The organism is Streptomyces sp. NPDC048211 (assembly GCF_043202315.1).
Classification (GTDB): domain Bacteria; phylum Actinomycetota; class Actinomycetes; order Streptomycetales; family Streptomycetaceae; genus Streptomyces.
On the sequence record NZ_JBIDAD010000007.1, the window covers coordinates 234,533 to 261,128 of the forward strand.

A 26,596-nucleotide genomic window follows, 5' to 3' on the forward strand; every position below is an offset into this window, starting at 1 on the left:
ACCAAGATCGTGGCGGACGCGGATGTGGGACGATCGGCCCATGTCCAGCACCTCAGGTACCGGCGGCGGGCGCCGGGTCGGCCGCCCGCGCGCCACGCAGCGGCCGGACAGCGGACTCTCCGCGCGGGAGGAACTCCTCGCCTCCGCCGCCGAGTTGTTCACCACCCGTGGATACACGGCGACCACCACCCGGGCCGTCGCCGAGCGGGCGGGCATGCGCCAGGCGACGATGTACCACTACGTGGCGGGCAAGGAGGATCTGCTGGCGGCGCTCCTGGAGTCCACCGTCACCCCGTCGCTCGCGCTCGCCGAGAAGCTGCTCGCTGACGGGTCGCGGCCGGCCGAGGACCGGTTGTGGGAGCTGTGCCGGGCGGACGTGGCGCTGCTGTGCGGGGGTCCGTACAACCTGGGCGCGCTGTACGTACTGCCGGAGGTGCGGGCCGAGCGGTTCGCGGACTTCCACCGGGTGCGGGCCGCGCTGCGGTCCGGGTACGGGGAGTTGCTGGCCGCCACCGAGGTGGGCGCGGCGCTCGGTGCGGACGAGGCGCGACTCCGCGCCGACCTCGTCTTCGGGCTCATCGAGGGTGTGATCCTGGTGCACCTGTCGGGGCCGGAGCGGGAGGCGGAGACCTTCGCGGCGGCCACGGCGGATGCGGCGCTGCGGATCGTGGGGGTGCGGTCCGGCGGGGTGCGGGCCCGGACGGTGCGGGAGCCCTCCGCCGGGGAGTGACCGCGGTGTCGTGCGGCCGGCCGGTCCGCGTCGTGCGGGTCCGGCCGGTGGCGGTGGTCCCTTCTGCTGCGGGACGTGGAACAGGACAGCCCTCAGGTGCGCTTGCCGCCCTTCATCGAGGCGCCCGCGCAGACCAGCCCCAGCAGGACAGTCAGGCCGCCGATGATGACGTTGTTGAGCACGACGCCCACGTCCGGGCTGCTGCCCACCACCCAGGGCGAGATGATCATCCAGGCGCCCATGGCGCAGATGGCCCAGCTCAGGCCGTACATCCGCTGGGGCATCACGGTGAATCCCAGTCCCAGCACGGCGATCGCGATCCCCATGATCAGGTTGTGTGTCACGAGGGGCGCCTGGGAAGTGGTGAAGTGGAGCACCCAGGGCGAGACGGCGCAGTACAGACCGACCAGGAAGACCGGTCCGTCGACGAGTGCCACATCGCGGCCACCCATCATCCGGTCGTAGCGGTCGCGCATTTCGGAGACGTCGGGGTGCCCGGCCATGTCGTGGCCGGTGTGCGAGACGTTCGACATGAGGTTCGTCTCCTTCGGTCCTGCAGGCGCGGTCACCGCGGTGTGCGACGAACGGCCTGCAATGCCATTGTGCTCTTATATGCCCCTTATATGTAGGTTCAAGGCGACTGGATATCCGCTGGAACCGCTTCGGTGCACCGGGCGTCCAGCCGCCCGGCCATCAGGGTCAGTTCCGGCGTACGCAGCACCCGGGCTCCGTACCCCGGCAGGGGCACGTGCAGCGGCCCGGTCCAGCGCGGCGGGATCGCGCCGATCCCGTACACCGCTCCCGCCAGCGCCCCCGTCACCGCGGCCACCGTGTCGGTGTCCCCGCCCACGTCGATCGCCGAAGCCAGTGCGTCCTCGTACGACGGAGTCGTGCGCAGCGCCCACAGCGCGGTGCCCAGACAGGGCCACACCGCGCCGTTGAACTCCGTCGCCCGGTCCGGATGCCAGTCCGGTGCCAGGACGGCCGCCCAGCGCACCCGGTGGTCCGCGTGGACGGCGGCGAGCGCTGCCGGGACGGCGGCGAGCGGGTCGGACCCGTTCAGCGCGACCCGGATCAGTTCGTGCAGGACGGCGGTGCCCTCCCACGCCGCGCGGTCGCCGTGGGTCAGCGCGGCGATCCGGCGGGCGGCGTCCATGGTCGCGGCCCTGGCGTCGGCGTCCGGCCGCTCCGGCCCGGCGAAGTACACGGCCGAGGTGGCGGCGCGCATCAGTGAACCGTTGCCCGCCGCCCGGCCGTTGATCTGGAAGTGCAGTGCCGCGGCGGTGTCCCACGCGTCACCGCTGGTCAGAACGGACTCGGTCTGGAGGCCGATGTCCTTCGGCTCGCCGGCCGCCCACCGCCGGAACCGGCCGAACAGGTCGGGGAGGTCGAGGCCGCCGCGCTCCAGCAGGGACTCCGCGACCAGCACGGCCATCTGCGTGTCGTCCGTGGCCTCGCCCGGATCCCAGCCACCGCCACCGCACATCGTCCCGACGCCGTCCGGGAAGCGGGCCGTGTACACACCCGCGGGGCCGAACTCGAAGGGTGCGCCGAGCGCGTCACCCACCGCCGATCCGACCACCGCGCCGGCCGCCCGGTCCTGCCTGGTCAGAGAGTTCATCGGGTCAGCGTACGGAGGGCGGCCGCCCCGCGTACACGCGATAGGCCGCGCCGAGCAGCACCGTGGCGCCGAGGAACAGCACCGTGAACCACTGGAAGTACCAGTGCCCGCCCGCCGGGTCGTACACCGCCGCCCGCGGCCAGGCCAGGTTGACGGTCATCACCGCTCCGTACACGAAGGCCAGCGCGTTGACCGGGAGCCCCCAGCGGCCCAGTGAGAAGAGGGGGTCGCCGTCCTCGTCGTGGAGCGGGCCGGTGGCGGGGGAAAGGGGGAGACGGCGCAGGCGGCGCAGCAGCATCGGGCCCGTGACCATGGTGTACGCCAGGTACAGCATGGCGATGCAGGTGGTGCCGATGGCGAGGAACGCCTCCGGGGACGCCAGGTTGAGCAGTCCGAGCGCCGCGGCCGCCGCGCCCACGAACAGGGCGGGGGCGGCGGGCATTCCGGTGCGCGGGGAGACCTTGGCGAGCCGGGACGAACAGGGCAGCACCCCGTCGCGCGCCATCGAGAACAGCATCCGGGAACCGGCGGTCTGGATCGCGAGGGTGGCCACCGCGACGGCGACCGCCACATCGGCGAGCAGTACCCGGCCGACGCCGTCCCCGAGGCTGCTGGTCAGCACGTACGAGAGGCCTTCCGTGGCCAGCCGCCCGTCGGCGAGGTCGGGCGCCGCCAGGATGCCGGCGAGTACCAGCAGCCCGCCGAGCACTCCGGCCGAGGCCAGGGCGAGCAGGATCGTGCGTGGGGCCGTGCGGCGCGGGGAACGGGTCTCCTCGCTCATCTCGCCCGCGCTGTCGAAACCGATCAGGACATAGGCCGCGGTGAACGAACCGACCAGCATGGCGCCGAGCGCGCCGCCCTGTCCGCCGGTGTGCAGCGTGACGCCGGGGGCGCGCTCGGTGTGGGTGAACAGGAGGGCCAGAATGAGGACCGCCCCGATGATCTCGGCCGTCACCCCGATCCTGTTGACGGCCGACATGACCTTGTTGTCGAGCAGGTTCACCGTCGTGGTGAGGGCGAGGAGTACCACGGCCAGCAGTGCGGCGTTGGCGGCGCCCGTGGCCGTGGTGGGCGCCGGGTCCCCGCCCACCAGCTGGAAACCGGACCAGATCGCCGGCAGCACCACCTGGAGCGCGAGCGCGGCCGCGGCGACCACGACGATCTGCCCGATCACCATGATCCAGCCGGCGAACCAGCCGAACGCGGGTGTGCTCAGCCGGGTCGACCACTGGTAGATGGCGCCGGACAGCGGGTAGCGGGCGGCGAGCTCGGCGAAGCACGCGGCGACCAGCAGCTGGCCCACGAGCACCACGGGCCACGTCCAGAAGAAGGCCGCGCCGCCGAAGGAGAAGCCGAAGGCGAAGAACTGGAAGACGGTCGTGAGGACGGAGATGAAGGAGAAGCCGGCCGCGAACGAGGCGTAGCGCCCCATGGACCGGTGCAGTTCCTGGCGGTAGCCGAAACCGGCCAGGGAGGCGTGGTCGCCCTGGCCGGTTCCGGCGGGATCCGGACGTACGTCCGTGGGTGCGGTGGCGGTCATGTCAGCCCCTGTCGCCGATTTCCTGTCGGGCGACAGAAATTAGGGACGCGCTGTTTCCGGGGCGTGACGTGACCGTGTCCGCGCGGGGCCGAAGTGCTCACGTCCGGCGGCTCGTGGCCGGAGCGGAGGTGGCGGGGCCCCGCGCGGGGTGCCTACTTCGCGGGCATCAGCACCGTGTCGACGATGTAGACCGTCGCGTTGGCGGTCTGGACGTTGCCGCAGACGACCTTCGAGGAGTCGTTCACGGTGTACGTCGTGCCGGAACCGGACGTCGTCAGCTCGCTCTTCTCCAGGGTGTCGAAGGAACCCTTCTCCAGCTGCTTCGGCGTCAGCTTCTGGCCGACCACGTGGTAGGTGAGGACCTTGGTGAGAGCGGCCTTGTCGGCGAGCAGCTTGTCCAGGTCGGCCTTCGGGACCTTGGCGAAGGCGTCGTTGGTGGGGGCGAACACCGTGATGTTCTGCGCGCTGTTCAGGGTGTCGACCAGGCCGGCCTTCTTGACCGCGGTGACGAGGGTGGAGAGTGCCGGGTTGTGCGAGGCGGCCGTGGCGACCGGGTCCTTCGCCATGCCGTCGAAGGAGCCCGAGCCGCTCTTCGGGACCGTCGAACAGGCCGGACCGAAGGGCTCGTTCATCGGCGTCATGTCGTCCGCGGAGGCCGATGCCGGCGCCGATGCCTTCGCCGAACTCGCGGAGGAACCGGACGTGCTGTCCTTGGAATCGCTGGAGCAGGCCGTCAGTGCCACGGGCAGGAGGACCGCCGCGGAGAGTGCGACGGCGGCGCGACGGGCGTGGATGACCTTCATGATGTTCTCCTGATCGATAAGAGTGACGGATGTGTCACTTTGGGTAGTTGGTGCAGGGTGTGAGTGGGTGGGCGCTCCGTACGGAGCGCGGCGGAGCGTCTCTCAGGACACGTCGACCACCACCGAGTGCCAGCCGGTCGCACCGTTGGGCACGGTGCCGACCCGCCGGTCGGTCTGGGTGGCACCGGTGCCGTCCGTCGCGCGGACTTCGAGGGTGTGGTTGCCGGAGGTGGCCGGCCACTCCCACACCCACTGGCGCCAGGTGTCCCGGCTGTCCTCCGCCGCCAGCTGCGCGGTGTTCCACGGGCCGCCGTCCACCCGGACCTCGACCCGCCGGATGCCGCGGTGCTGGGCCCAGGCGACCCCGGCGACCGGAATGGTGCCGGCCTTCGGGGAGGCGAAGGGGCGGGGGGTGTCGATCCGGGACTCGGTCTTGATCGGCGCCTGCTCGGACCAGGAACGCTTGACCCAGTAGGCGTCGTAGTCGTCGAACGTGGTGAGCTCGATGTCCTTGATCCATTTGCAGGCCGACACGTATCCGTACAGGCCGGGAACGACCATCCGGACCGGGAAGCCGTGCTCGAAGGGCAGCGGCTCGCCGTTCATGCCGAGGGCCAGCATCGCGTCGCGCCCGTCCATGGCGGTCTCGACCGGCGTGCCGATCGTCATGCCGTCCACCGAACGCGACACGATCTGGTCGGCGGGTCCACCGCCGGACGGCGGCTTCACCCCCGCCTCGCGCAGCAGATCGGCCAGCCGCACACCGATCCACCGGGCGTTGCCGACATACGGCCCGCCCACCTCGTTGGACACGCAGGCCAGCGTGATGTCGCGCTCGATGATCTCGCGGCGCAGCAGGTCCTGGAAGCTCAGCGTCAGAGGCTTCCGCACCCCCTTGCCATGGATCCTCAGCCGCCACTCGTTCGCGTCGAGGCGCGGTACGACCAGCGCCGTGTCCACCCGGTAGAAGCTCTTGTTCGGGGTGACGAACGAGCTCAGTCCCCGGATGCCCAGATCGGCGCCCTTCGGTACCGCGGGAGCCGCCGATGCGGGCACCGGCAGCACCAGATCACGTCGTGAGGCGGCTGCCCCGGCCTGCACGGCGGAGGTGAGCCGCCGCCCGAGCAGTCCGGCGCCGGCCGAGGCCGCCGCCGCCGCGCTCGCCGCGATGACGAAGCCCCGCCGGTCGAAGGTGCCGTGGTCCGGCCCCCCGCCCCTCTCGCCAGCCGCGGGAGAGGGACCGGAAGCCGGTGCCAGCCGTCCGGCCAGGAGATACAGCACTCCTGCGGCCACCACGGCACCCACCACCGAGGGCAGGGCGTCGGACGGGCGGCCCTCCGGCCGCCCGGCCGCCGCGACTGCCCCGACCACACCGAAGACCAGAACGGCAGCCGAGCCCAGCAGCCGGTGCCGCAGCGCCAGCACCCCGACGGCCATGGCGAAGACCGCCAGCAGGGCCAGAATGCCGAGCTCCAGCACCAGCTTGTCGTTCGTACCGAAGTTCCGTACGGCGAAGTCCTTGAGCGCCGGGGGAGTGCGGTCGATCACCGCACCGCCCACCGCCGCGACCGGACCCGCCTCGGGACGGACGACCGCCGCCACGAGCTCGGCGACGGCCAGGGCACAGAACCCGGCGATCAAACCGCTGAGCGCGGCGAAGGCGCTGCGTGCCCAGCGGGAGCGCCGGGACCCGGGGGCCCCGTTCCGCGTTTCGTTCTGATCTTCACTCACAACCGGCATTCGTCGCCCGACGTCCGGCGGATTGGTCCGTCACCCGAACGAATGAGAGTCGGTCCCGGCCAATCCGCGGCGCGACCGGTAACGAACCACAGCTGAGAGGCATCGCCGCTGCCGCGTGGCAGCGCGAGGAGAGCGGCGTACTGATACGCGGAGGGAACGGCATGACAGGCAGGCGGCAACGCACAGCGGTGGTGGGGAGCGGAGTGGCGGGACTGACCGCCGCCCACATCCTGCGCACGGCCCACGACGTGACGCTCTTCGAGGCGGACGACCGGGTGGGCGGCCACGCCCACACCCACGACCTCCCCGGCTCGGACGGCCGTGTCCACCGCGTGGACTCGGGCTTCATCGTGCACAACCGGCGCACCTATCCCCATCTGCTGCGCCTCTTCGCGGAACTCGCCGTCCCGACGCAGGAGTCGGAGATGAGCATGTCCGTACGGTGTGAGGGATGCGGCCTGGAGTACGCGGGCGCCCGCGGCCCGGCCGGTCTCCTCGCCCGGCCGGCGTCGGTCCGCGACCCCGCCTATCTGCGGATGCTGGCCGCCGTCCCCCGTTTCCACCGGGCCGCCCGTGCCCTGCTGGCCGACGGCGGGCCGGACGCGGACACGATGACGCTCGGCGACTTCGCCGCCCGCTGCCGCTTCTCCCCCTACTTCACCGCCCACTTCCTGACCCCCGTGGTGGCCGCGGTCTGGTCCTGCGACCCGGTGACCGCGATGCGCTACCCCGCCCGCTACCTCTTCCGCTTCCTCGACCACCACGGGATGCTCGCGATCGGCGGTTCACCCGTGTGGCGGACCGTCACCGGCGGGTCGGGCGCCTACGTCGAACGGATCACCAAACAGCTCGACGCCGTGCGCACCGCGACCCCGGTCCGTGCCGTGCGCCGCCACGCGGACGGCGTCGACATCGTCACCGCCGACGACACCACGGAGCCGTTCGACTCCGTCGTCATAGCCACCCACCCCGACCAGGCCCTGCGCGTCCTCGCCGACCCGACGGACGAGGAGGTCCGCACCCTCGGCGCCTTCCGCTACTCCCGCAACCCCACCCTGCTGCACACCGACACCCGGCTGCTGCCGAGGTCCCGCGGGGCGCGCGCCTCCTGGAACTACCTGATGCCGTCCTGCGCCGCCGACGCCGGACGCGTCACCGTCAGCTACGACATGAACCGGCTCCAGCGCCTCGACGCCCCCGAGACCTTCGTCGTCACGCTGAACGGCGCCGACCGCGTCAGCCCCGGCCTCGTCCGCGCCCGCATGGTCTACGAACACCCCGTCTTCACCCCCGAGTCGGTGGCCGCACAGGCCCGGCTGCCCGCGCTGTCCGGCCCCGTCACCGCCTACGCCGGGGCCTACCACGGCTGGGGCTTCCACGAGGACGGCTGCCGCTCGGGGGCGCAGGCGGCCGCCGCACTGGGGGTGGACTGGTGAACGCGCTCTATCCGTGCACCATCACGCACGTCCGGACCGCGCCGGGCAGGTACGCCTTCCGGCACCGCACCTACCTCTGGCTGATCGACCCGGACGGGCCCGTGCCCCTGCCCCGCGCCCTGCGCCCGCTGGCCGGATTCGACCCGCGCGACCACTTCGGCGGCACGGCACCGACGATCAGGGCGGGTCTGAGCCGCTTCCTGGCCGCGAACGGTCTCGACCTCGCCGACGGAACCGTGCGGATGCTGACCCAGGCCCGGGTGTTCGGCCATGTCTTCAACCCGCTGACCGTCTACTGGTGCCGCCGGGCCGACGGCAGCCCGCTCTGCACGGTCGCCGAGGTGCACAACACGTACGGCGAACGCCACTGCTACCTGCTGCGTCCGGACGCCGACGGCAGGGCGTCCACCGGCAAGGAGTTCTACGTGTCGCCGTTCTTCGACGTGAACGGCTCCTACCGGATGCGGCTCCCCGAGCCGGGGCCCCGGCTCGATCTGACGGTGCACCTGGAACGGGCCGGCATCCGCCCCTTCACCGCCACGGTCCGCGGAGTGCGCCGCCCGGTCACTCCACGCGTGCTGCTCCGGCTGGCGCTGGTCCATCCCTGGTCCACGGCCGTCGTCTCCGCCGCCATCCGGCTGCACGGCATCCGCCTCCTGCTGCGCGGCCATCCCGTACAGCCCCGCCCCCGTCACCACCCCCAGGAAGGAATGCAGTGAGCGTGTCCACGCCCCACTCCCCGTCCCCCTCCTCCCCTCCGGTGCACGCCACCGCCGCCATCGACCCGGGGCGCTGGCCCGACATCGTGCGGCCGCCGCGCGGCTCCCGGCTGCGGACCGCCGTCGCCGAACGGCTCGTCCGCCGCGCCCTGGCGCGCCTCCCGCTCCGGGTCCGTCAGGCCGGGCGCGAGGAGCTCGGTCTCGGCGGCCCGCTGATGGACATCCGCGACCCCGCCTCGTTCTTCCGCAGAATCGGGGCCGACGGGCTGATCGGATTCGGTGAGTCGTACATGGCGCGCGAGTGGGACTCACCCGACCCGGTGGGCGTCCTGACGGCGCTGGCCGGCCAGGTCTCCACCCTGATCCCGCAGCCCCTCCAGCGGCTGCGGGGCATCTGGGCCCACCGCCGCCCCGCCGGACAGCTCGGCACCCGCCAGGGGGCCCGCGACAACATCAGCCACCACTACGACCTGTCCAACGAGCTCTTCGCGCTCTTCCTCGACGAGACCCTCAGCTACTCCAGTGCGGTCTTCCGCGGCTTCCCCGCCGAGCCCGCCCTGCTGCCCGCCGCCCAGCACCGCAAGATCGACCGGCTGCTCGACCTCGCGGACGTCGGCCCCGGCACCGAACTCCTCGAAATCGGCACCGGCTGGGGCGAACTGGCGATCCGCGCCGCCGCCCGGGGCGCCCGCGTCGTCTCCGTCACCCTGTCCGCGGAGCAGCAGGAGCTGGCCCGCCGCCGGATCAGGGACGCCGGACACGAGGACCGCGTCGACGTCCGGCTCTGCGACTACCGCGACGTCGACGGGGAGTACGACGCGATCGTCAGCGTCGAGATGATCGAGGCGGTCGGCGCGGAGTTCTGGCCCGTCTACTTCCGCACCCTCGAACAGCGGCTCGCCCCGGGCGGCCGGATCGCCCTCCAGGCCATCACCATGCCCGACGACCGGCTGCGCGCCGGCGGGAACACCTACACCTGGATCCAGAAGTACATCTTCCCCGGCGGACTCCTCCCGTCCGTCGAGGCCGTCGAACAGGTCACCGCCGAGCACACCGGCCTGCGCATCGAGCGCTGCGACGACTTCGGCACGCACTACGCCGAGACCCTGCGCCTGTGGCGGGAACGGTTCACCGAACGGGCCGCCGAGGTCGAGGCGCTCGGCTTCGACGCCACCTTCCGCCGGATGTGGACCTTCTATCTGGCCTACTCCGAAGCCGGATTCCGCTCCGGCTACCTCCATGTGCAGCAGATGCTGCTGACCCGTCAGGAAACAGCGCGATGACACTCACCGCCAAGCGCCCCGCCGCTCCCGGCGCGGCGCAACGCCTCGAACCCCTCGTCGAGCAGCTGCTCGGCGGCGAACTCCCGGTCAGGGCCCGGATGTGGGACGGCAGCGAGACCGGTGCCCCCGACGGACCCCTGGTCCACGTCCGCTCGCGCCGGGCGCTGCGCCGGCTCCTGTGGGCACCCGGCGAACTCGGCCTCGCCGAGGCGTACATCACCGGGGACGTCGACATCGAGGGAGACCTCGCCACCGGACTGCGGGCGATGCGCCACGCGGTGCGCGAGCGCGGACTGCGTCCGCCGCGCCCCGGCTTCCGCGGCCGGCTGCGCGCGGCCGGCACCGCCCTGCGCATGGGTGCCGTCGGCCCCCGGCCCCCGGCGCCCGCGGCCCGCGCCGGACTCCACGGCGTACTGCACAGCAAGGCCCGCGACCGCGCCGCCGTCAGCCACCACTACGACCTCTCCAACGCCTTCTACGCGCTGCTCCTCGACGAGACGATGGCCTACTCCTGCGGCTACTGGACCAGTGACGCCCCCGGCTACGGCCCCGCGGACGCGCAGCGCGACAAGCTCGAACTCATCTGCCGCAAGCTGGGACTGCGCCCGGGTGCGCGGCTGCTGGACATCGGCTGCGGCTGGGGATCGCTGACGCTGTACGCCGCGCAGCGGTACGGCGTCCGCGTCACCGCGGTCACCCTCGCCCGGGAACAGGCGGCGTACGTCCGCCATCAGGTGGCCGAGCGTCACCTGGAGGACCTCGTCGAGGTCCGCTGCTGCGACTACCGCGACATCGCAGACGCCCCGGGCCACGAGGGCGGATACGACGCGGTGTCCACCGTGGAGATGGGCGAGCACGTCGGGGACGCGCAGTACCCGGGCTTCGCCGGGACGCTGCACGCCATGGTGCGGCCGCGCGGCCGGGTGCTCGTCCAGCAGATGTCGCGCGGGCGCGACGCACCGGGCGGTGGCGCGTTCATCGAGTCGTACATCGCGCCGGACATGTACATGCGCCCGCTCGGCGAGACGGTCGCGCTGCTGGAGGGCGCCGGGCTGGAAGTGCGTGACGTCGAGGGGCTGCGCGAGCACTACGTACGGACCGTCGACGCGTGGCGGCGCACCCTGGAGGAGCACCACCAGGAGTTCACGGACCTCGTCGGCGAGGAGACCGTGCGGGTGTGGCGGCTCTATCTGGCCGGTGGCGCCCTCGCCTTCGAGGAACGGCGGATGGGCGTGGACCAGATCCTCTCCGTACGGCCGGAGACCTCCGGTGCGGCCGGGATGCCGGACACCCGCAAGGGCTGGGACCCGGCTGTGGCCGAGGTGCCGGCCGCGCGCGACGGAGCGACGGCAGGACGCACGGAATGAACGGCTTCGGATGGCAGGCGTTCGCACAGGGCCTCGCGCCCTGCGCGGGCGCCGCACTCGCCGTCATGCTCGTCACGTTCGCCGTCGCCCTGCGCATGGGCGTGCACCGGGTCGTCGACGTCGCCTGGGGCCTGGGATTCGCCGCCGTCGCCCTCGTCTCGTACGGCATGTCGGCGGGGGACGGGGACGACACCCGCCGCCTCCTGGTCACCGTGCTCACGGCCGTGTGGGGGCTGCGGCTGGCCCTGCACATCGCCCGCCGGGGCCGGGGACACGGTGAGGACCCCCGGTACGAGGCGATGCTCGCCAAGGCTCCGGGCAACCCGGATCTCTACGCCCTGCGGAAGGTGTACCTGCTCCAGGGCGCCCTGGTCTGGCTGATCTCGCTTCCGGTGCAGGCGGCCGGGTATCTGACGGGCCCGGCCGGGGCATGGGCCTGGGCCGGCGCGGGCGTGTGGGCGGTGGGGCTGGTCTTCGAAGCGGTGGGGGACCGTCAGCTGGCCCGGTTCAAGGCCGATCCGGACAACCACGGGAAGATCATGGACCGCGGGCTCTGGGCCTGGACCCGGCATCCCAACTACTTCGGCGACTTCTGCGTGTGGTGGGGGCTGTTCCTGATCGTCTGCCAGGCACCCGCGGCGGCTGCCGCCACCCTGGTGGCACCCGTCCTGATGAGCTTCCTGCTCATCGGCGGCAGCGGGAAGGCGCTCCTGGAGCGGCACATGGCCCAGCGCCCCGGCTTCGCCGCGTACAAGGCCCGGACCAGCGGCTTCTTCCCGCGCCCGCCGCGCCACTGAGCGGACGGCCGGACGGCGCAGTGTGTCCCGTACTCCGCCGCCTCCCAACGGCGGAGTACGGGGTGGACACCGCGAAGCGGCCACGGCCCGCCGGGACGACCCGATCCGGGGCGAGCGCCTGTGACCACCGCGTCAGGGGCCCGGACACCCGGCCGGACCGGTCACCCACGACGGGTGCCCGGTCCGGCGCCGCTCATGCGGTCCGGTGGCCGTTCACGCCGACGGGAGGTTTATCAGCGCCAGCGGAGCCGACGTCGGCTGCGCCGATCCGCCCGCCGGTTCGACCGTGATGCCCATGCCCGTCGCGTTGTCCACCGGGCCGTCGAGCAGAGTGGCGTACGTCGTCGAGGAGGGGCCCGTGGCCTGCATCAGGCCCGCGGAGCGCATCGTGCCGTCGTGGTCGAACCACAGCTGGTAGACCTTGCCGGCGGGGGCCCCGGGGAGTCCGGCGGCAAGGAACACGGCGCGGTTCTGGCTCTTGGACACCACGACCGTGCCCTTTCCGCCGTCTTCCAGGGTCCCGGACCGCGACTGGGCGTCGGGCGCCGCCAGGACCTGCGCGAGCTGGTCGTTCTGCTGCTGCGAGGTGTGGGCGTCCTGGCGGGCCTCCTGGGCCACCTGGTTCTGCCACACCGCGATGCCGCCGAAGCCCGCGGCGGCGGCCAGGCTCGCGGCGAGCGCGAACTTCGGCCACCGGGCGGCGCGAGCGGCGGTGGTGCGCCCGGTGCGCCCGGTGCGGGTGCGGCGGCCACCGGACGGCGGCTCCTGACGGACGGTCGCGATCTCCCGCATGACCCGCTCGCGCAGTTCCCGGGGCGGCGCGGCGGAGACGGCGAGCCCGAGCCGGGTCGCGGTCTCCGAGAGCTCGCGCACCTCGACCGAACAGGCCTCGCAGTCACCCAGGTGGCGTTCGAACGACCGGCGTTCGGATTCCGGCAGCGCGTGCAGGGCGTAGGCCCCGGTCAGTGTGTGCAGTCCGGCGTCGCTCATGCGCTCACCCCGAGGCAGTCGCGCAGCCGGATCAGCCCGTCGCGCAGTCGAGTCTTGATCGTTCCCAGCGGTGCCGCGAGCAGCTCCGCCACCTCGCGATAGGTCAGCCCCCGGTAGTAGGCGAGGGTGACGGACTCCCGTTGCAGCTCGGACAGGGTCCGCATGCAGCGGCGCACCTGCTCCTGCTCCAGCCGGCTCTCCACCTGTTCGGTGACGTCGTCGAAGGCGGGGGTGCGGTCGAGCAGCGCCGCCTTGTGCTCACGGGCCGTCGTCGCCTCCACCGAGCGCACCCGGTCCACCGCGCGGTGGTGGGCCAGCGTCAGGACCCAGTTCATGGCACTCCCGCGGGCCGCCTGGAAGCGCGGCGCCGTGCGCCACACCTCGACCAGTACCTCCTGGGCGACCTCCTCCGACTGGGCGGGGTCACGCAGAACGCTGCGCACCAGTCCGAGCACCGGCCCGCAGACCGCCTCGTACACCTGCGAGAAGGCGTCCTGATCGCCCCGGGCGACCATTCCCAGCAGCTCCTGGAGATCTGGCCCCGCCGAGGCCAATCCGCTGATGTGCACGGCTTCTTTCACGCGGGCTTCCTCCCAGGGTGCTCATCGGTCTCCAACGATGATTCGGAGCCGGTGGCAGCGCGGATTGGTCAGGGGGTCGAAATCCTTCCACGTCCCGGGCGATCCGCGATACATCGTGGTTGACGCGTCGCGGAGGCTCGCGATATGTTCGGCCACGAGTATTCGGTGACGAGGTAAAGGGGTGACGAGGGCGGTGGCCAAGCGGCGCAAGCTCGGCAATCCACTGGCGCTCACGGTGATGGTGCTGCTCGCGGAGCGCCCCATGCATCCGTACGAGATCGCCCAGACCCTCCGCCGGCGCGGCAAGCAGCACAGCGTGAAGATCAATTTCGGCTCGCTCTACACCGTGGTCCAGAACCTGGAGAAGCACGGCTATGTGGAGGTCACGGGCGTGCAGCGGCAGGGCAACCGCCCGGAGCGCACGCTGTACGGCATCACCGGGGCCGGGCGCGCCGAGATGCTGGACTGGCTGTCCGATCTGATCGCGGTGCCGGCCGACGAGTTCCCCGTCTTCGACACGGCCCTGTCGCTGCTTCCGGTGCTGCCGCCGGAGGAGGTGGCGGAGCTCCTGCTCGACCGGGAGCAGGCGCAGGTTGTCCGGGCGGCGGCGCTCCGGGGGGTGCTCGCTCAACTGGGTGACGCGCTGCCCCGGGTCTTCGTCATCGAGACCGAGTACCAGCTCCACATGATCGAGGCGCAGCTGGAGTGGATCAGGGGTTTCCGCAAGGAGCTCACCGATTCCACCATCAGCGGCATCGAGGAATGGAAGTCGTTCCACGAGACCGGCGAGGTGCCCCAGGACTGGCAGGACCTGGACGCGCAGGACATCGTCCTCGACCCCGAACGTGCGGAGTAGCACAAGGACGAACGGACAAGGACCCCGGCGGGAGCTGTTGGAGCAGCGCCCGCCGGGGTCTCGAACCCCGGACCGGACAAGCCGTGAAGGCACGCCAGGTGATCGAGGTGCGGCACACCCAGGATAGCCCGGCGTCTTTCGCGCGGACCGGCTCGGCCCACCGGGCACTCGCACACCCGAGTGCCCCGCCGACCACAGGAGAGCTCCGCCATGAGCACCCGTGCGCCCGCTGTTCGGGCGCGGCAGTTGATCAAGACCTATCCAGGTGACGTCACCGCACTCAGCGGGATGGACCTCACCGTCGCTCCCGGCACCGTCTTCGGGCTCCTCGGGCCCAACGGTGCCGGGAAGTCCACCACCGTCAAGATCCTCACCACGCTCGCCCGCCCCGACTCCGGCAGCGCGTCCGTCGCCGGGCACGACGTCCTGCGCCACCCCGACCGCGTGCGCAGGGCGATCGGCGTCGTCGCCCAGAAGTCCGGCGCCGACCCGGTCGCCACGGGCCGGGAGAACCTGGTGCTCCAGGGCCGGCTGTACGGGATGCGTGGCGTCGCCGTCCGGCGGCGGGCCGATGAGCTGCTGGCGAGATTCGACCTCGCCGACGCCGGGAAGCGCCAGGTCAAGGGGTACTCGGGCGGGATGCAGCGCCGCCTCGACGTGGCGCTCGGCCTGGTCCACCGTCCCGAGGTGCTGTTCCTCGACGAGCCGACCACCGGCCTCGACCCGGAGGCCCGCACGGCGATGTGGGAGGAGATCTCCCGGCTCGCCGACGAGGAGGGCCTGACCATCGTGCTCACCACGCACTACCTCGAAGAGGCCGACCGGCTCGCCGAACGCATCGCGATCGTCGACCGCGGCCGCGTCGTCGTCGAGGGCACCCCCGACGAACTCAAGGGCGAACTGTGCGGCGACGCCGTGCACATGGAACTGCGCGCCGACGGTGACCGCGCCGTCGCCACCACCGCACTCGCCGGACTGCCCGGTGTGCACGAGGTGCTGGTCGAGGGCCGCCGGGTCAGCGTCCGGGCCGACGACGGCGCGGCCGCGGTCCCGGTGCTGCTCGCCGCACTGGAACGGGCCGGTGCGACCGTGGCCGCCGCCACGGTCGCCCGTCCCTCCCTCGACGACGTCTATCTGCGCTACGCCGGCCGCCGCTTCTCCGAGGCGGAGGCCGCAGGCCCGCACCGCGTCCCCGCACCGGCCGCCGCAGGAGGCACCCGATGAGCAGTCAGGCACTCGCCCAGACCTGGTACATGACCCAGCGCCAGCTGATGGCGATCCTCCGTCAGCCGGTCTTCCTGGTGATCTCACTGATCCAGCCGGTGATCTGGCTGTTCCTCTTCGGCAACCTCTTCAAGAAGGTCGTCGAACTCGGCGGCTTCGGCACCACGTCCTACCTGGACTACCTGATCCCGGGCATCGTCGTGATGAGCGCCCTGGGGTCGAGCATGTGGGCGGGCATGGGCACCCTGGAGGAGATCGAACGGGGCACGCTCAACCGTTTCCTGACGACCCCCGTCAGCCGCAACGCCCTGATGAACGCCAACGTGGTGCAGAACGGCATCAGTACCGCCGCGCAGTCCCTCGGCATCGTTCTGCTCGGCTGGGCCGCGGGCGCCACCTACCCGGGCGGGGCGGGCGGACTGCTGATCCTGGTCGTCGCCTCGATCCTGCTCGGTACGGTCTTCGGCGCGTTCTCCAACGCCCTGGGCATGCTGGTCCGCCAGCGGGAGTCGATCATCGGCATCAACACCTTTCTGCTCCTGCCGCTGACCTTCCTGTCCTCGTCCTTCATGGCCCCGAGCCAGATGCCGTCGTGGATGCGTCACATCGCCGACTTCAACCCGGTCGACTGGGCGATGGTGGCCGGCCGTTCGGCTCTGGGCCCGGATCCCGACTGGGGCCTGGTGGCCGGCCGCGGGGGAGCGCTGCTGGTGCTCGCGGTGATCGCGGTGTGGCTGTCGACCCGCACCTTCCGCTCGTACCAGAAGTCCGTCTGACGGCCGGGGCCTCACCGGCCCGCGGCCACACCGTCGGCCCGGTCCGGGAGTCCGCTCCCGGACCGGGTTCCGCGTTGCCGGACCGCGCGCAGCACGAGGAAGACCAGCAGCGCGAACGGTGAGAGCAGAATCGTCAGGACCAGCAGCGGGCCCATCAGGTACGGCGAGATGCCCAGCCGGCGGCTCTCCAGGAACATCCACTGACCCAGCAGCAGGTCCCAGGCGATGACCTGCGCCCACACCGCTCCCGCCCCGTTCGACAGCGCGGTCAGGTCCCGGAACGTATCGATGTCCGGACTGCTCACCGCCGTCCAGAGCTCGGGCAGGACCGGCACGGCCATCGCCAGGTAGACGGCCAGCACCGGCAGGACCGTCAGGGGCGAGGCGGCGATCCGGGCCGTGGATGCCCGCCCCGGCAGGAAGATCATGAGCAGCCAGAACGGCGCGGCCAGCACGAACGAGATCTCGAAGAGCGCACCGGTCACGACACGAGCTCCTTCTCGACAGTGGGGGAGGTGTGCGCCCCGGAGCGCGGGCGCAGCGCGGCGTACGCCCCGGCGGTGGTGGCGGCCAGGACGAGCGCGGCCGCGGTGAGCGTCGCGCCGTCCGGATGGATGAGCGACTGACCGCGCAGCGCCTGCCAGGCGACCAGGGCGGTGACCGCCGCGTAACTGCCGGAGGCGACCCTCACCAGCCGCAGCCGGACCAGGGGGTCGCGCAGCCGGGCGAACCGCGGAGCCAGTGCGACCAGCGCCAGCAGGAACAGGGGGAGCAGTTGGAGTGCGTGCATCCCCACGAAATGCGGGATGCGCAGGTCACCGCCGGTCGTCGACCAGCCGGTGAGCGGCATCGAGGGACCGCCGTCCGGTACGCCCACGGCATGCGCGCCGACCACGTCGGCGGTGTCGAGGTTCCCGGCGGCGCGCTGCTCCTTCGAGGGCTGCGTCATGAGGAAGCCGAAACCGGCGCCGACCAGGGCCAGCAGCACGCCGGAGCGGATCGCCCAGGCGGAGGCGCGGTCCGCGATACGGGCGCGCAGCAGCAGGATCGCGATGACCAGGGTGCCGGCCCACAGGATGACCACGGTGGCGCCCATCGCGGCGAACAGCGACGAGTCGAACGGTGTCGCGTGGTTGAAGTGGCTGCGCTTCCCGCGGACGACCTGCCCGGTGATGATCGCCATCTCGACGACGCTGGAGACCGCGACCACGGTCCCGGCCCACCAGCCGATGCGCCGGCCCCGGGTGAGCAGCGTCAGCATCCAGGCGAGCGCGAGGGCGTACACCACGAACGAGACCGCGAACTTGAAGGGTTTGAACCAGATCGCCGAGCCCGCCAGGACCCGGTCGTCGATCAGGAGGCCGATGGCCGAGACGACCGTCATCACGGCCATGGACGCGGCGAAGAGGACTAACGGGCGGTGCCAGGTACGCCATTGCGGCATGAGATCCCCCCAGAGACCATTATGGATAGCGGCACTGTCCGCTATCCGATAGTGGAACTATCTATGATGGGGTGTGGGTTGGCAAGCGGGATGAGGGAGAACACGCGGTGCGTATCGGCGAGTTGAGCCGCAGGTCCGGGGTTCCGGTACCGACGATCAAGTTCTACGTACGGGAGGGGCTGCTGCCTGCCGGACGGCTGACCAGCCCCAACCAGGCGAGTTACGACGACGGGCACGAGCGCAGGCTGCGGCTGATCCGCGCCCTGCTGGATGTCGGCGGGCTCCCGCTGTCGGCCATCGGCGAGGTGCTCCGGGTGATGGAGGATCCGCACCGGCCCCTGCACGACGTGCTGGGCGCGGCGGCGAAGGGCATCGCGCCGTCGCGGGGCGACGGTGCCGGGCCCGAGCTGGAGGACGCCCGCGAGGATGTGGCCGGACTGCTGGCGCGCAGGGGCTGGCTGTCCGGGGCGCACAGCCCCGGCGGTGAGTCGCTGGCCGAGGTGCTGGTGGCGCTGCGGCTGGCCGGCCACGGCAGCTTCGTCGAGCTGCTCGACGACTACGCGGCCGCCGCCGAGCTGGTCGCGCGGGCCGATCTCGACTACGTCGGGCGCCGCGTGGCGCGGGAGGACCTGGTGGAGAGCGTGGTCGTGGGCACGGTGCTCGGTGAGGCGATGTTCGCCGCCCTGCGACGGCTCGCGCACGTGGACGCGTCGGCGCGGGCGTTCGGCGGGGAGACGGACGGCTGAGCCGTCGGTGCCGCGGGCCGGCTGCGGACCGGGGCTCCGCGGTCGTACATGACTGTGCCCCGGTCCGTGGACCGGGGCACAGCGCGGTGTCGCGGGAGGGTTACGCTGCGGACTCCTGCTCGCGCTCCACCTGCTCGTTCCACTCGCGCTTGACCGAGCGCCAGGCGTCGTCGTTCTGGCCGAGCCGCCAGTAGCCGGAGATCGACAACTGCGGCAGCGGGATGCCGCGGTCGAGCCTCAGATGGCGGCGGATCTCCTTGACGAAGCCCGCCTCTCCGTGGACGAAGGCCTGGACGTCGCCCGCGGGGAACTCCAGCTCCTTCACCGCGGCGATGAGCGCCTCGCCCACCGGGCGCTCGCCCCGGTGCAGCCAGATGACCTCGACGCCGTCGGGCGACGCGATCTTCTGCTCCTCCGAGGCGTCCGTGACCTCGACGAACGCGCGCACCACCGCGCCCGCGGGCATCTGCTCCAGCGCCGCGGCGACGGCCGGCAGGGCGCTCTCGTCGGCCACCAGGAGGTGCCAGTCGGCCGAGGCGTCGGGGCCGTAACCGCCGCCGGGGCCCAGGAAGGTCACCTGGTCGCCCGCCACCGCGCGCGCCGCCCAGGGGCCCGCGAGGCCCTCGTCGCCATGCACCACGAAGTCGATCGCCAGCTCCCGGGTGTCCGGGTCCCAGGAGCGCACGGTGTAGGTGCGCGTCGTGGGCCAGAGCTCGCGCGGGAACTCCTCGCGGATGGCGGCCATGTCGAAGGGGTGCGTGTACTCGGCGCCTTCGGGGGCGAAGCACAGCTTGACGTAGTGGTCGGTGAAGCCGGACAGCGTGAAGTCGGCGAGACCGTCACCGCCGAGCACCACCCGGATCATGTGCGGGGTGATCTGCTCGGTGCGCAGGACCTGCGCACCCTGCGCCTTGGGTGCCTGCCGCGCCGGTCGTTCTGCCACGAGGTTGTCTCCCTGTTCCGGATACCTGACCGGTGGCCCATGCACGCGACCACCGTCCTTAGGGTTACCTAAGCTAACACCTCGGGGGAGGGGTGTGGAGAGATTTTCCGCCCCGGGCGCCAAGGATCCCGGGGCGGCGGGGGGCTCGGGGCGGCAAGGATCTCAGGTGGCGAGGATGGAGAGCAGGCGCTGCAGGGCGCCGCCCAGGCCCCACTGGTCCGCCAGCGCTTCGAGCGTCGCGGGGTCGCGCGGCTTGGCGGGCAGGACGGGATCGAACTCCGGCAGGGGTACGTCGCCCGCGACCCGCACCACGGTCGGGGCGACGGCCACGTAGTCCCGCGCCTCGTCGAGCCGCTTGCGCTGCGAGGGTGTCAGCTTGGCGGCCGGATCATCGACCGCGGCCATGATCCCGGCCAGGTCGCCGTACGCGTCCAGCAGCTTGGCGGCCGTCTTCTCGCCGATGCCGGGGACGCCCGGCAGCCCGTCGCTCGGGTCGCCGCGCAGCAGTGCCAGATCGACGTAGCCGGAGCCGTCCACCCCGTACTTCTCGCGGAGCCAGGCCTCGTCCGTCACCTGGAGGGAGCCGACGCCCTTCAGGGGGTAGAGCACCCGCACCCCACGGGCGTCGTCCACCAGCTGGTAGAGGTCCCGGTCGCCGGTGATGATGTCGACCGGGCCGGTCGCCAGGCCGGTCAGCGTGCCGATCACGTCGTCGGCCTCGTAACCCGCGACGCCGACCCGGGCGATGCCCAGGGCGTCCAGGACGGCGGCGATGACCGGCACCTGGGGGGCCAGCGTGTCGGGCGTCTCCTCCTCGTCGGGCAGGCCCGCTCCGGTCTCCACCGCGACACGGTGCGCCTTGTACGAGGGGATCAGGTCGACCCGCCACTGCGGACGCCAGTCGTTGTCCCAGCAGGCGACCAGATCGTCCGGCCGGTGGTCCTGCACGAGCCGGCCGATGAAGTCCAGCAGCCCGCGCACGGCGTTGACGGGTGTGCCGTCCGGTGCCCGCACCGAGTCGGGCACCCCGAAGTAGGCGCGGAAGTAGAGGGAGGCGGTGTCGAGGAGCATCAGGCGTCGCGTCACACCCCGATGATGCCGCACCCCGCCGACAGTGGCCGCCGCAGACGCGGTTCCCCAACTTCGGCCGCGCTTTTGTGAGCTGGGTCACTCCTGTGTTTGCCCTGCGTAAGCGGGGGCAGGCGCGGCATCGGAGCGGACCACGTCGCATTTTCAACTAGTGCACGTGCCATGCGGACCGAATCCGCACCGCTCCACGGTCTGCCGGAGGGGGTGGCAGACCGTTTTTCGGTTCAACGCGTGAGGTGTATGTGTCAAGGCTGCAAGCCGAACACTTGTACAAAGTTTTCGGCAGACGACCCGATCAAGCCGTGCAGAAGCTCGAGAGCGGCACGGACCGCGACGAGCTGCGCGCCGACGGAACGACCGCAGCGGTGATCGACGCATCGTTCACCGTGGAACCGGGCCAGATCTTCGTCGTGATGGGTCTGTCCGGGTCCGGCAAGTCCACGTTGCTGCGCATGCTCAACGGGCTGCTGGAGCCCACCGCCGGCAAGGTGCTCTTCGATGGCCAGGATCTGACCGCCCTGAGCCCCGCCGAGCTGCGGCACGTCCGCTCCACCAAGATCAGCATGGTGTTCCAGCACTTCGCGCTCTTCCCCCACCGGAGCGTCCTGGAGAACGCCGGCTACGGCCTCGAAGTGCAGGGCGTGCCGCGCGCCGAGCGCAACCGCCGCGCCACCGAGGCACTGGAGCTGACCGGCCTCGCCGGCTGGGAGAAGTCCTGGCCCGACGAGCTCTCCGGCGGTATGCAGCAGCGCGTCGGCCTGGCCCGCGCGCTCGCCACCGACGCCGACCTGCTCCTGATGGACGAGTCCTTCAGCGCGCTCGACCCGCTGATCCGCCGCGACATGCAGGACCAGCTCCTGGAACTGCAGAAGCGGCTGAAGAAGACCATCGTCTTCATCACCCACGACCTCAACGAGGCCATGCGCCTCGGCGACCGCATCGCCGTGATGCGCGACGGCGAGATAGTCCAGCTCGGCACCGCCGAGGACATCCTCGTCACCCCGGCCAACGACTACGTCGCGTCCTTCACCCAGGACGTGGACCGCTCCCGGGTGCTGACCGCGGGCGCCATCATGGCCGAACCGCACACCGTGATGGGCAGCATGACCGACGACGGCAAGGAACTGCGTACCCCCGCCGACGTCCTGCGGGAGGCACCGGCCACCGTCGCCGAGTCCACCCCGATCATCGAGCTGTTCACGCCCTGCTCGCAGAGCGGTGTCGCGGTCGCGGTGACCGACGACAAGGGCAAGCTCGTCGGCGTCGTGCCGAGGGCCCGGCTGCTGGCCGTGCTCGGTGAGCCGATGACCCCCACCGAGGCTCCCCAGGACGCCAAGGACTCGCTGAAGAAGGTGGCCAATGTTTAGGCTCCACCTCGGCGACTGGGTCGACTCCGCCGTCGACTGGCTCCAGACCCACCTGGCCTGGCTCTTCGACGCCATCAGCTCCGTCGTGAGCGGCATGTTCGACGGCATCGCCGCCGTGCTCTCCGCCCCCGCCCCCCTGCTCTTCGCGGGCATCGTCGCCGTCATCGCCTGGTGGCTGCGCGGCCTGCTCGCCGGGGTGCTCGCGTTCGTCGGCTTCGCCCTCATCGACTCGGTCGAGTTGTGGGACGAAGCGATGGACACCCTCACCCTGGTGCTCGTCGCGACCATCGTGACGCTGGTCCTGGCCATCCCCCTCGGTATCTGGGCGTCCCGCTCGAAGACCGTCAGCGCGGTGACCCGGCCGGTCCTCGACTTCATGCAGACCATGCCCGCCATGGTCTACCTGATCCCCGGCGTCATCTTCTTCGGCGTCGGCGTCGTCCCCGGAATCATCGCCACCATCATCTTCGCGCTGCCCCCGGGTGTCCGGATGACCGAGCTCGGCATCCGTCAGGTCGACGGCGAGCTCGTCGAGGCGGCCGAGGCCTTCGGCACCACGTCGCGCAACACCCTGCTGCGGGTGCAGCTGCCGCTCGCGCTGCCCACGATCATGGCGGGCATCAACCAGGTCATCATGCTGGGCCTGTCCATGGTGGTCATCGCCGGCATGGTCGGCGGCGGCGGCCTCGGCGGCTCCGTCTACCGCGCCATCGGCAACGTCGACGTGGGTCTCGGCTTCGAGGCCGGCGTCTCCATCGTCGTCCTGGCGATGTACCTGGACCGCATGACCAGCGCACTCGGCCGCGAGGTCTCCCCGCTCGCCCGCCGCGCGCTCGCCAAGGCGCAGTCGGTGGCCGGCGGACTGAAGGTCTGGAACTACCGCCCGCAGCCCGTCGTCGCCATGGTCGGCATCGTCGTCCTCGCGCTCGTCGCCGGCGGCATGGGCATGTTCGGTTCCTCGGACACGGACGGCACCGCGAGTTCCGACCCGAAGAACATCGGGGCCGGCAAGAAGATCAGCATGGGCTACATCCCGTGGGACGAAGGCATCGCCTCCACCTTCCTGTGGAAGGAGCTGCTGGAGCAGCGCGGCTTCGAGGTCGACGTCAAGCAGTACGAGGCCGGCGCGCTGTACACCGGTATGGCGGGCGGCCAGATCGACTTCGAGACCGACTCCTGGCTGCCGGTCACCCACGCCGCGTACTGGAAGAAGTACAAGGACCGCCTGGAGGACATGGGCTCCTGGTACGGCCCCACCTCGCTGGAGCTCGCCGTCCCCTCGTACGTGAAGGGCGTCGACTCCCTCGACGACCTCAAGGGCAAGGCGTCGGACTTCAAGGGCCGGATCGTCGGCATCGAGCCGAGCGCCGGTGAGACGGGCCTGCTCAAGGACAAGATCCTGCCGGGCTACGGCCTGGACAAGGAGTACAAGGTCGTCGACGGCTCCACGCCGGCCATGCTGGCCGAGCTGAAGCGCGCGTACGCCAAGAAGGAACCGATCGTCGTTCCCCTCTGGTCGCCGCACTGGGCGTACAACCAGTACGACCTCACCAAGCTCAAGGACCCCAAGAACCTGTGGGGCAAGGGCGACGGCATCCACACCCTGGCCCGCAAGGGCTTCGCGGCCGACAACCCCGAGGTCGGCGCCTGGCTCAAGAACTTCAAGATGACCGAGGACCAGCTCACCAGTCTTGAGGCGCAGATCCAGAAGAGCGGCTCCGGCAAGGAGCAGGAGGCCGTCCGGACCTGGCTGAAGGCCAACCCCGGCGTCGCCGACACGTGGACCCCGGTCAAGAAGGCGGCCACCTCCAAGGGCGCCGACGGCAAGGACGAGCGCGACCGTGCCGTCGAGATGGCATGGTTCCCGTGGGAGGAGGACATCGCCGCCACGTACCTGTGGAAGGCCGTCCTGGAGGACCGCGGTTACAAGATCAACCTCAAGCAGTTCGAGGTCGGCCCGATGTACGCCGCGATGTCGCGCGGCCAGATCGACGTGCAGTTCGACGGCTGGCTGCCGTACACCCAGAAGAACTACTGGGACAAGTACGGTCCGAAGCTGACCGACATCGGCTCGTGGTACGGCCCGACCTCGATCGAGATCGCGGTGCCCGACTACGTCAAGGACGTGAAGTCCCTGGCCGACCTGAAGGGCAAGGGCTCGCAGTTCAACGGCCGGATCATCGGCATCGAACCGGGCACCGCCACGATGGAGAACCTGAAGAAGAACGTGCTGCCGGGCTACGGCCTGGACAAGGAGTACAAGGTCGTCGACGGCTCCACGCCGGCCATGCTGGCCGAGCTGAAGCGCGCGTACGCCAAGAAGGAGCCCATCGCCGTCGTGCTGTGGACCCCGCACTGGGCGTACAGCGAGTACAAGATGACCAAGCTCCAGGACCCGAAGAAGGCCTTCGGTGACGGCGACCGGCTGCACACCATCGCCTCCAAGGAGTTCCCGCGGAACTACCCGCAGCTGGCCAAGTGGTTCAAGGACTTCAAGCTCAGCGAGGACCAGCTCGCGGGCCTGGAGAACCAGATCCAGAAGCGCGGCGCGGGCCACGAGGAGGAAGCCGTGAAGGCCTGGATGGACATGAATCCGGGCATCGCGGACAAGATGGCTCCTCAGCAGTAACAGCAGTAACAGCAGTAACAACGGCAGTGGCCCCACGGGGCTGCGGCACGGAGAGGGGTGGGCACCGCCGACGGCGGTGCCCACCCCTTTCGGGCTGTCCGGAGCGCTCTTTCCCCGCCGTCCTCGCGTAACGGTGTGCGTAAGGTGCTGGCAACCGGAAGGATGGCGAGTCGGGAGGGAGCCGGACATGGACGACAAGGAAACACTTCGGGTGGGCGCCGCGGTCCGCCGACAGCGCAGATCCCTGGGACTCACCCTGGCCGCGGTCGCCGCGCGCAGCGGTCTGTCCGTGCCGTTTCTCAGCCAGATCGAGAACGAACGGGCCAGACCCAGCGCCCGTTCCCTGGACCGGGTCGCCGACGCCCTGGAGACCACCACCGCACGCCTGCGCGCCGCCGCGGACTCGGCCCGCGCGGTCGACGTCGTGCGGGGTGCGCAGGAGGACGGCGTACGCCGGGTGGTACGCGGGCGCCATCAGCTCAGTGCCCTCGAATTCACCGGTGAGCTGGACCTCGGGCGCGAGTTCCAGCACCGCAACGACGAGGTGATGTACGTGGCGGAGGGGGCCGCCGAGGTCGAGGCCGAGGGGCAGGCCTACCGGCTGGAGCGCGGCGACACGCTGTTCCTCTCGGGCGGGGTGCGCCACCGCTGGCGGGCGACGGTCCCCGGGACCCGGCTGCTGGTCGTCGCGGTCGCCGAGCACATCGACGCCACGTTCGATCCGCGGCGCTGAGGTGTCCCGGCGAGGCGGTGCTCAGGCGGCGGGGGCCGGCTTCCGGGGCGCCGTGAGCAGCGCCCCGCTCAGCAGCCCGCGCACCGTGCGCGTCCCGGCCACGGCCCAGGCCGCCACGAGCAGCACGTACAGCGCGACGGCCAGCCAGGTGAACGCCGTCAGACCGGTGTGCCGGGCCAGACCCGCGGCGCCCGTGACACACGTACCGACGGGGAAGGTGAAGCCCCACCACGTCATCGCGAACGGCATCCCGCCCCGTACCGCCCGCACCAGCAGGGCGGCGGACAGTCCGAGCCACAGCAGCGCGAAGCCCATCACCGGCACCCCGTACAGCACGGCGAACACGCCGAGCGCGGAGGCGTACGGCGCCTGGATCGCGCCCGGCGCCACATCGGCCAGCGCGTTGACCGCGGTCGTCGACTGGCCCAGCGGGCCGAGCACCAGGAACAGGGTGGGCGTCAGCACGAGCGGCAGCGGACCGCGGTGGACCAGCCGGGCGAAGATCAGCGGCAGCATCACCAGCGTCGCCAGCAGGCTCAGTCCGAACATCGCGTAGCAGGCGAGCAGCAACGCCTCCCGCCACTGGCCCTCCGGAAGTTCCGGCACCAGCAGCGGGCCGAGAGCGGCGGACACCATGGGGGCCACCACCGGCAGCAGCCACACGGGGGACGCCGTGCCCGGCTCCGGCCGGTGGCGCACGATCATCAGATACGGAATCGCCACGGCCGCGGCCAGTCCGGTCAGCGTGCCCGCGGTGTACAGCAGCACATCCAGCGCGAGGGCGGCCTGATGCCCGATCACGTCCTTGCCGACGACCATCCCGGAGCCCCCGACGGCCAGCAGTGCCATCGAGAGGCAGCCGTAGAACGGTGCGACCGCCGGGTCCAGGAGATGGGCGCGGGCCTGGTCGCGGTGCGCGGCCCAGTGACCGGCGCGGGCCGCGAGCACGGCGGCGAGCAGGACCGCGGAGAGCACCCACACCAGCGTGCAGGCCGCCCGCAGCCCGGGGACGTGCATGGGCAGGGCGGCGCCCGCACTCGCCACGATCGCCGTGCCCATGACGGTCGCGTACCAGTTGGGGCCGAAGTGCCGCAGGGCCGGCCTCCGGACGGTGCCGGAGAGCGGAGAAGCGGTGCGGGTCTGCGGAAAGATGGCCATGCCACGATTCTCGGCAACCGGGCC

The 26,596-nt window shown here is 71.4% G+C and carries 25 protein-coding genes; 13 read left to right on the plus strand and 12 right to left on the minus strand.

Annotated features, from left to right (window positions below):
• Positions 1–40 precede the first annotated feature (40 nt).
• Positions 41–730 (plus strand): TetR/AcrR family transcriptional regulator, encoded by a 690-nt coding sequence (locus tag ACGFZA_RS25780; protein WP_393682162.1) that lies wholly within the window; start codon positions 41–43, stop codon positions 728–730.
• A 92-nt stretch (positions 731–822) separates the two neighbouring features.
• Here ACGFZA_RS25780 and ACGFZA_RS25785 read toward each other — a convergent pair whose 3' ends face one another.
• The 5 genes from ACGFZA_RS25785 to ACGFZA_RS25805 form a co-directional block, all read right to left on the minus strand.
• Complete coding sequence (locus tag ACGFZA_RS25785) at positions 823–1,263, minus strand: SPW repeat protein (RefSeq protein WP_385285219.1); 441 nt, start codon at positions 1,261–1,263, stop codon at positions 823–825.
• A 98-nt stretch (positions 1,264–1,361) separates the two neighbouring features.
• Positions 1,362–2,351 (minus strand): ADP-ribosylglycohydrolase family protein, encoded by a 990-nt coding sequence (locus tag ACGFZA_RS25790; RefSeq protein ID WP_393682164.1) that lies wholly within the window; start codon positions 2,349–2,351, stop codon positions 1,362–1,364.
• Positions 2,352–2,355: 4 nt separating this feature from the next.
• On the minus strand, positions 2,356–3,891 hold the full coding sequence (locus tag ACGFZA_RS25795; protein ID WP_393682166.1) for an amino acid permease: 1,536 nt from the start codon (positions 3,889–3,891) through the stop codon (positions 2,356–2,358).
• A gap of 152 nt (positions 3,892–4,043) precedes the next feature.
• The gene (locus ACGFZA_RS25800; protein ID WP_385285225.1) at positions 4,044–4,694 is read right to left on the minus strand and encodes a fasciclin domain-containing protein; all 651 of its coding nucleotides are present in this window, start codon (positions 4,692–4,694) and stop codon (positions 4,044–4,046) included.
• A 102-nt stretch (positions 4,695–4,796) separates the two neighbouring features.
• Entirely contained in the window at positions 4,797–6,434 is a 1,638-nt protein-coding gene (locus tag ACGFZA_RS25805) for a molybdopterin-dependent oxidoreductase (RefSeq protein WP_393682169.1), read from the minus strand.
• Between the two features lie 161 nt (positions 6,435–6,595).
• On the opposite strand from ACGFZA_RS25805, the gene ACGFZA_RS25810 reads away from it, so the two are divergent.
• The 5 genes from ACGFZA_RS25810 to ACGFZA_RS25830 are packed head-to-tail and all read left to right on the plus strand — an operon-like array spanning position 6,596 to position 12,036.
• Entirely contained in the window at positions 6,596–7,870 is a 1,275-nt protein-coding gene (locus tag ACGFZA_RS25810) for an NAD(P)/FAD-dependent oxidoreductase (RefSeq protein ID WP_393682171.1), read from the plus strand.
• A complete protein-coding gene (locus ACGFZA_RS25815) occupies positions 7,864–8,589 on the plus strand; it encodes a DUF1365 domain-containing protein (RefSeq protein ID WP_393682397.1) in 726 nt (241 codons plus the stop codon). The genes ACGFZA_RS25810 and ACGFZA_RS25815 overlap by 7 nt, the downstream gene beginning before the upstream one ends.
• Positions 8,590–8,591: 2 nt before the next feature.
• Complete coding sequence (locus ACGFZA_RS25820; RefSeq protein ID WP_385285231.1) at positions 8,592–9,872, plus strand: class I SAM-dependent methyltransferase; 1,281 nt, start codon at positions 8,592–8,594, stop codon at positions 9,870–9,872.
• Positions 9,869–11,239 carry a class I SAM-dependent methyltransferase gene (locus ACGFZA_RS25825; RefSeq protein WP_393682173.1) on the plus strand — a complete coding sequence of 457 codons (1,371 nt, stop codon included), beginning with the start codon at positions 9,869–9,871 and terminating at the stop codon, positions 11,237–11,239. Before ACGFZA_RS25820 ends, ACGFZA_RS25825 begins: the two co-directional genes overlap by 4 nt.
• Positions 11,236–12,036 (plus strand): DUF1295 domain-containing protein, encoded by an 801-nt coding sequence (locus ACGFZA_RS25830; RefSeq protein ID WP_393682175.1) that lies wholly within the window; start codon positions 11,236–11,238, stop codon positions 12,034–12,036. Before ACGFZA_RS25825 ends, ACGFZA_RS25830 begins: the two co-directional genes overlap by 4 nt.
• A 213-nt stretch (positions 12,037–12,249) precedes the next feature.
• Here ACGFZA_RS25830 and ACGFZA_RS25835 read toward each other — a convergent pair whose 3' ends face one another.
• Both ACGFZA_RS25835 and ACGFZA_RS25840 read right to left on the minus strand, forming a co-directional pair.
• The gene (locus ACGFZA_RS25835; protein WP_393682177.1) at positions 12,250–13,026 is read right to left on the minus strand and encodes an anti-sigma factor domain-containing protein; all 777 of its coding nucleotides are present in this window, start codon (positions 13,024–13,026) and stop codon (positions 12,250–12,252) included.
• Positions 13,023–13,607 carry a sigma-70 family RNA polymerase sigma factor gene (locus tag ACGFZA_RS25840; protein WP_393682179.1) on the minus strand — a complete coding sequence of 195 codons (585 nt, stop codon included), beginning with the start codon at positions 13,605–13,607 and terminating at the stop codon, positions 13,023–13,025. The genes ACGFZA_RS25835 and ACGFZA_RS25840 overlap by 4 nt, the downstream gene beginning before the upstream one ends.
• 193 nt (positions 13,608–13,800) lie before the next feature.
• Here ACGFZA_RS25840 and ACGFZA_RS25845 point away from each other — a divergent pair, with 193 nt between their 5' ends.
• From ACGFZA_RS25845 to ACGFZA_RS25855, 3 genes are all read left to right on the plus strand, one after another.
• Entirely contained in the window at positions 13,801–14,463 is a 663-nt protein-coding gene (locus ACGFZA_RS25845) for a PadR family transcriptional regulator (protein WP_385285297.1), read from the plus strand.
• Positions 14,464–14,673: 210 nt separating this feature from the next.
• The gene (locus ACGFZA_RS25850) at positions 14,674–15,687 is read left to right on the plus strand and encodes an ABC transporter ATP-binding protein (protein ID WP_393682181.1); all 1,014 of its coding nucleotides are present in this window, start codon (positions 14,674–14,676) and stop codon (positions 15,685–15,687) included.
• Positions 15,684–16,463 carry an ABC transporter permease gene (locus ACGFZA_RS25855; protein WP_393682183.1) on the plus strand — a complete coding sequence of 260 codons (780 nt, stop codon included), beginning with the start codon at positions 15,684–15,686 and terminating at the stop codon, positions 16,461–16,463. The genes ACGFZA_RS25850 and ACGFZA_RS25855 overlap by 4 nt, the downstream gene beginning before the upstream one ends.
• An 11-nt stretch (positions 16,464–16,474) precedes the next feature.
• On the opposite strand, the gene ACGFZA_RS25860 is transcribed toward ACGFZA_RS25855, so the two are convergent.
• Together ACGFZA_RS25860 and ACGFZA_RS25865 are read right to left on the minus strand one after the other, a co-directional pair.
• On the minus strand, positions 16,475–16,948 hold the full coding sequence (locus tag ACGFZA_RS25860) for an ABA4-like family protein (RefSeq protein ID WP_393682185.1): 474 nt from the start codon (positions 16,946–16,948) through the stop codon (positions 16,475–16,477).
• Entirely contained in the window at positions 16,945–17,907 is a 963-nt protein-coding gene (locus ACGFZA_RS25865) for a hypothetical protein (RefSeq protein ID WP_385285245.1), read from the minus strand. Before ACGFZA_RS25865 ends, ACGFZA_RS25860 begins: the two co-directional genes overlap by 4 nt.
• A 107-nt stretch (positions 17,908–18,014) precedes the next feature.
• On the opposite strand from ACGFZA_RS25865, the gene ACGFZA_RS25870 reads away from it, so the two are divergent.
• Positions 18,015–18,653, plus strand: a complete 639-nt coding sequence (locus ACGFZA_RS25870) for a MerR family transcriptional regulator (RefSeq protein ID WP_385285247.1) — start codon at positions 18,015–18,017, stop codon at positions 18,651–18,653.
• Between the two features lie 100 nt (positions 18,654–18,753).
• Here ACGFZA_RS25870 and ACGFZA_RS25875 read toward each other — a convergent pair whose 3' ends face one another.
• Positions 18,754–19,596 carry a siderophore-interacting protein gene (locus ACGFZA_RS25875; protein ID WP_385285249.1) on the minus strand — a complete coding sequence of 281 codons (843 nt, stop codon included), beginning with the start codon at positions 19,594–19,596 and terminating at the stop codon, positions 18,754–18,756.
• A 162-nt stretch (positions 19,597–19,758) separates the two neighbouring features.
• Positions 19,759–20,667: a 5'-3' exonuclease H3TH domain-containing protein gene (locus tag ACGFZA_RS25880; RefSeq protein ID WP_393682400.1), complete on the minus strand. Its 909-nt coding sequence runs from the start codon at positions 20,665–20,667 to the stop codon at positions 19,759–19,761.
• Positions 20,668–20,987: 320 nt separating this feature from the next.
• Between ACGFZA_RS25880 and ACGFZA_RS25885 the strand changes: the two genes are divergently transcribed.
• From ACGFZA_RS25885 to ACGFZA_RS25895, 3 genes are all read left to right on the plus strand, one after another.
• Positions 20,988–22,052, plus strand: a complete 1,065-nt coding sequence (locus ACGFZA_RS25885) for a glycine betaine/L-proline ABC transporter ATP-binding protein (protein ID WP_385285251.1) — start codon at positions 20,988–20,990, stop codon at positions 22,050–22,052.
• Complete coding sequence (locus tag ACGFZA_RS25890; protein WP_385285253.1) at positions 22,045–24,681, plus strand: ABC transporter permease/substrate binding protein; 2,637 nt, start codon at positions 22,045–22,047, stop codon at positions 24,679–24,681. The genes ACGFZA_RS25885 and ACGFZA_RS25890 overlap by 8 nt, the downstream gene beginning before the upstream one ends.
• 187 nt (positions 24,682–24,868) lie before the next feature.
• Complete coding sequence (locus ACGFZA_RS25895; RefSeq protein WP_385285255.1) at positions 24,869–25,414, plus strand: helix-turn-helix domain-containing protein; 546 nt, start codon at positions 24,869–24,871, stop codon at positions 25,412–25,414.
• 21 nt (positions 25,415–25,435) lie between these two features.
• Here the strand turns inward: ACGFZA_RS25895 and ACGFZA_RS25900 are convergent, their stop codons facing one another.
• Positions 25,436–26,572, minus strand: coding sequence for a TDT family transporter (locus ACGFZA_RS25900; RefSeq protein ID WP_393682190.1), 1,137 nt, complete (start codon positions 26,570–26,572; stop codon positions 25,436–25,438).
• Between the last annotated feature and the right edge of the window lie 24 nt (positions 26,573–26,596).

Coding starts and splice junctions, on each gene's coding strand:
- ACGFZA_RS25780 (WP_393682162.1), top strand. CDS start 41: ATGTCCAGCACCTCAGGTACCGGCGGCGGGCGCCGGGTCGGCCGCCCG.
- ACGFZA_RS25835 (WP_393682177.1), bottom strand. CDS start 13,026: ATGAGCGACGCCGGACTGCACACACTGACCGGGGCCTACGCCCTGCAC.
- ACGFZA_RS25880 (WP_393682400.1), bottom strand. CDS start 20,667: ATGCTCCTCGACACCGCCTCCCTCTACTTCCGCGCCTACTTCGGGGTG.
- ACGFZA_RS25805 (WP_393682169.1), bottom strand. CDS start 6,434: ATGCCGGTTGTGAGTGAAGATCAGAACGAAACGCGGAACGGGGCCCCC.
- ACGFZA_RS25825 (WP_393682173.1), top strand. CDS start 9,869: ATGACACTCACCGCCAAGCGCCCCGCCGCTCCCGGCGCGGCGCAACGC.
- ACGFZA_RS25855 (WP_393682183.1), top strand. CDS start 15,684: ATGAGCAGTCAGGCACTCGCCCAGACCTGGTACATGACCCAGCGCCAG.
- ACGFZA_RS25890 (WP_385285253.1), top strand. CDS start 22,045: ATGTTTAGGCTCCACCTCGGCGACTGGGTCGACTCCGCCGTCGACTGG.
- ACGFZA_RS25850 (WP_393682181.1), top strand. CDS start 14,674: ATGAGCACCCGTGCGCCCGCTGTTCGGGCGCGGCAGTTGATCAAGACC.
- ACGFZA_RS25790 (WP_393682164.1), bottom strand. CDS start 2,351: ATGAACTCTCTGACCAGGCAGGACCGGGCGGCCGGCGCGGTGGTCGGA.
- ACGFZA_RS25785 (WP_385285219.1), bottom strand. CDS start 1,263: ATGTCGAACGTCTCGCACACCGGCCACGACATGGCCGGGCACCCCGAC.
- ACGFZA_RS25810 (WP_393682171.1), top strand. CDS start 6,596: ATGACAGGCAGGCGGCAACGCACAGCGGTGGTGGGGAGCGGAGTGGCG.
- ACGFZA_RS25900 (WP_393682190.1), bottom strand. CDS start 26,572: ATGGCCATCTTTCCGCAGACCCGCACCGCTTCTCCGCTCTCCGGCACC.
- ACGFZA_RS25795 (WP_393682166.1), bottom strand. CDS start 3,891: ATGACCGCCACCGCACCCACGGACGTACGTCCGGATCCCGCCGGAACC.
- ACGFZA_RS25895 (WP_385285255.1), top strand. CDS start 24,869: ATGGACGACAAGGAAACACTTCGGGTGGGCGCCGCGGTCCGCCGACAG.
- ACGFZA_RS25830 (WP_393682175.1), top strand. CDS start 11,236: ATGAACGGCTTCGGATGGCAGGCGTTCGCACAGGGCCTCGCGCCCTGC.
- ACGFZA_RS25865 (WP_385285245.1), bottom strand. CDS start 17,907: ATGCCGCAATGGCGTACCTGGCACCGCCCGTTAGTCCTCTTCGCCGCG.
- ACGFZA_RS25800 (WP_385285225.1), bottom strand. CDS start 4,694: ATGAAGGTCATCCACGCCCGTCGCGCCGCCGTCGCACTCTCCGCGGCG.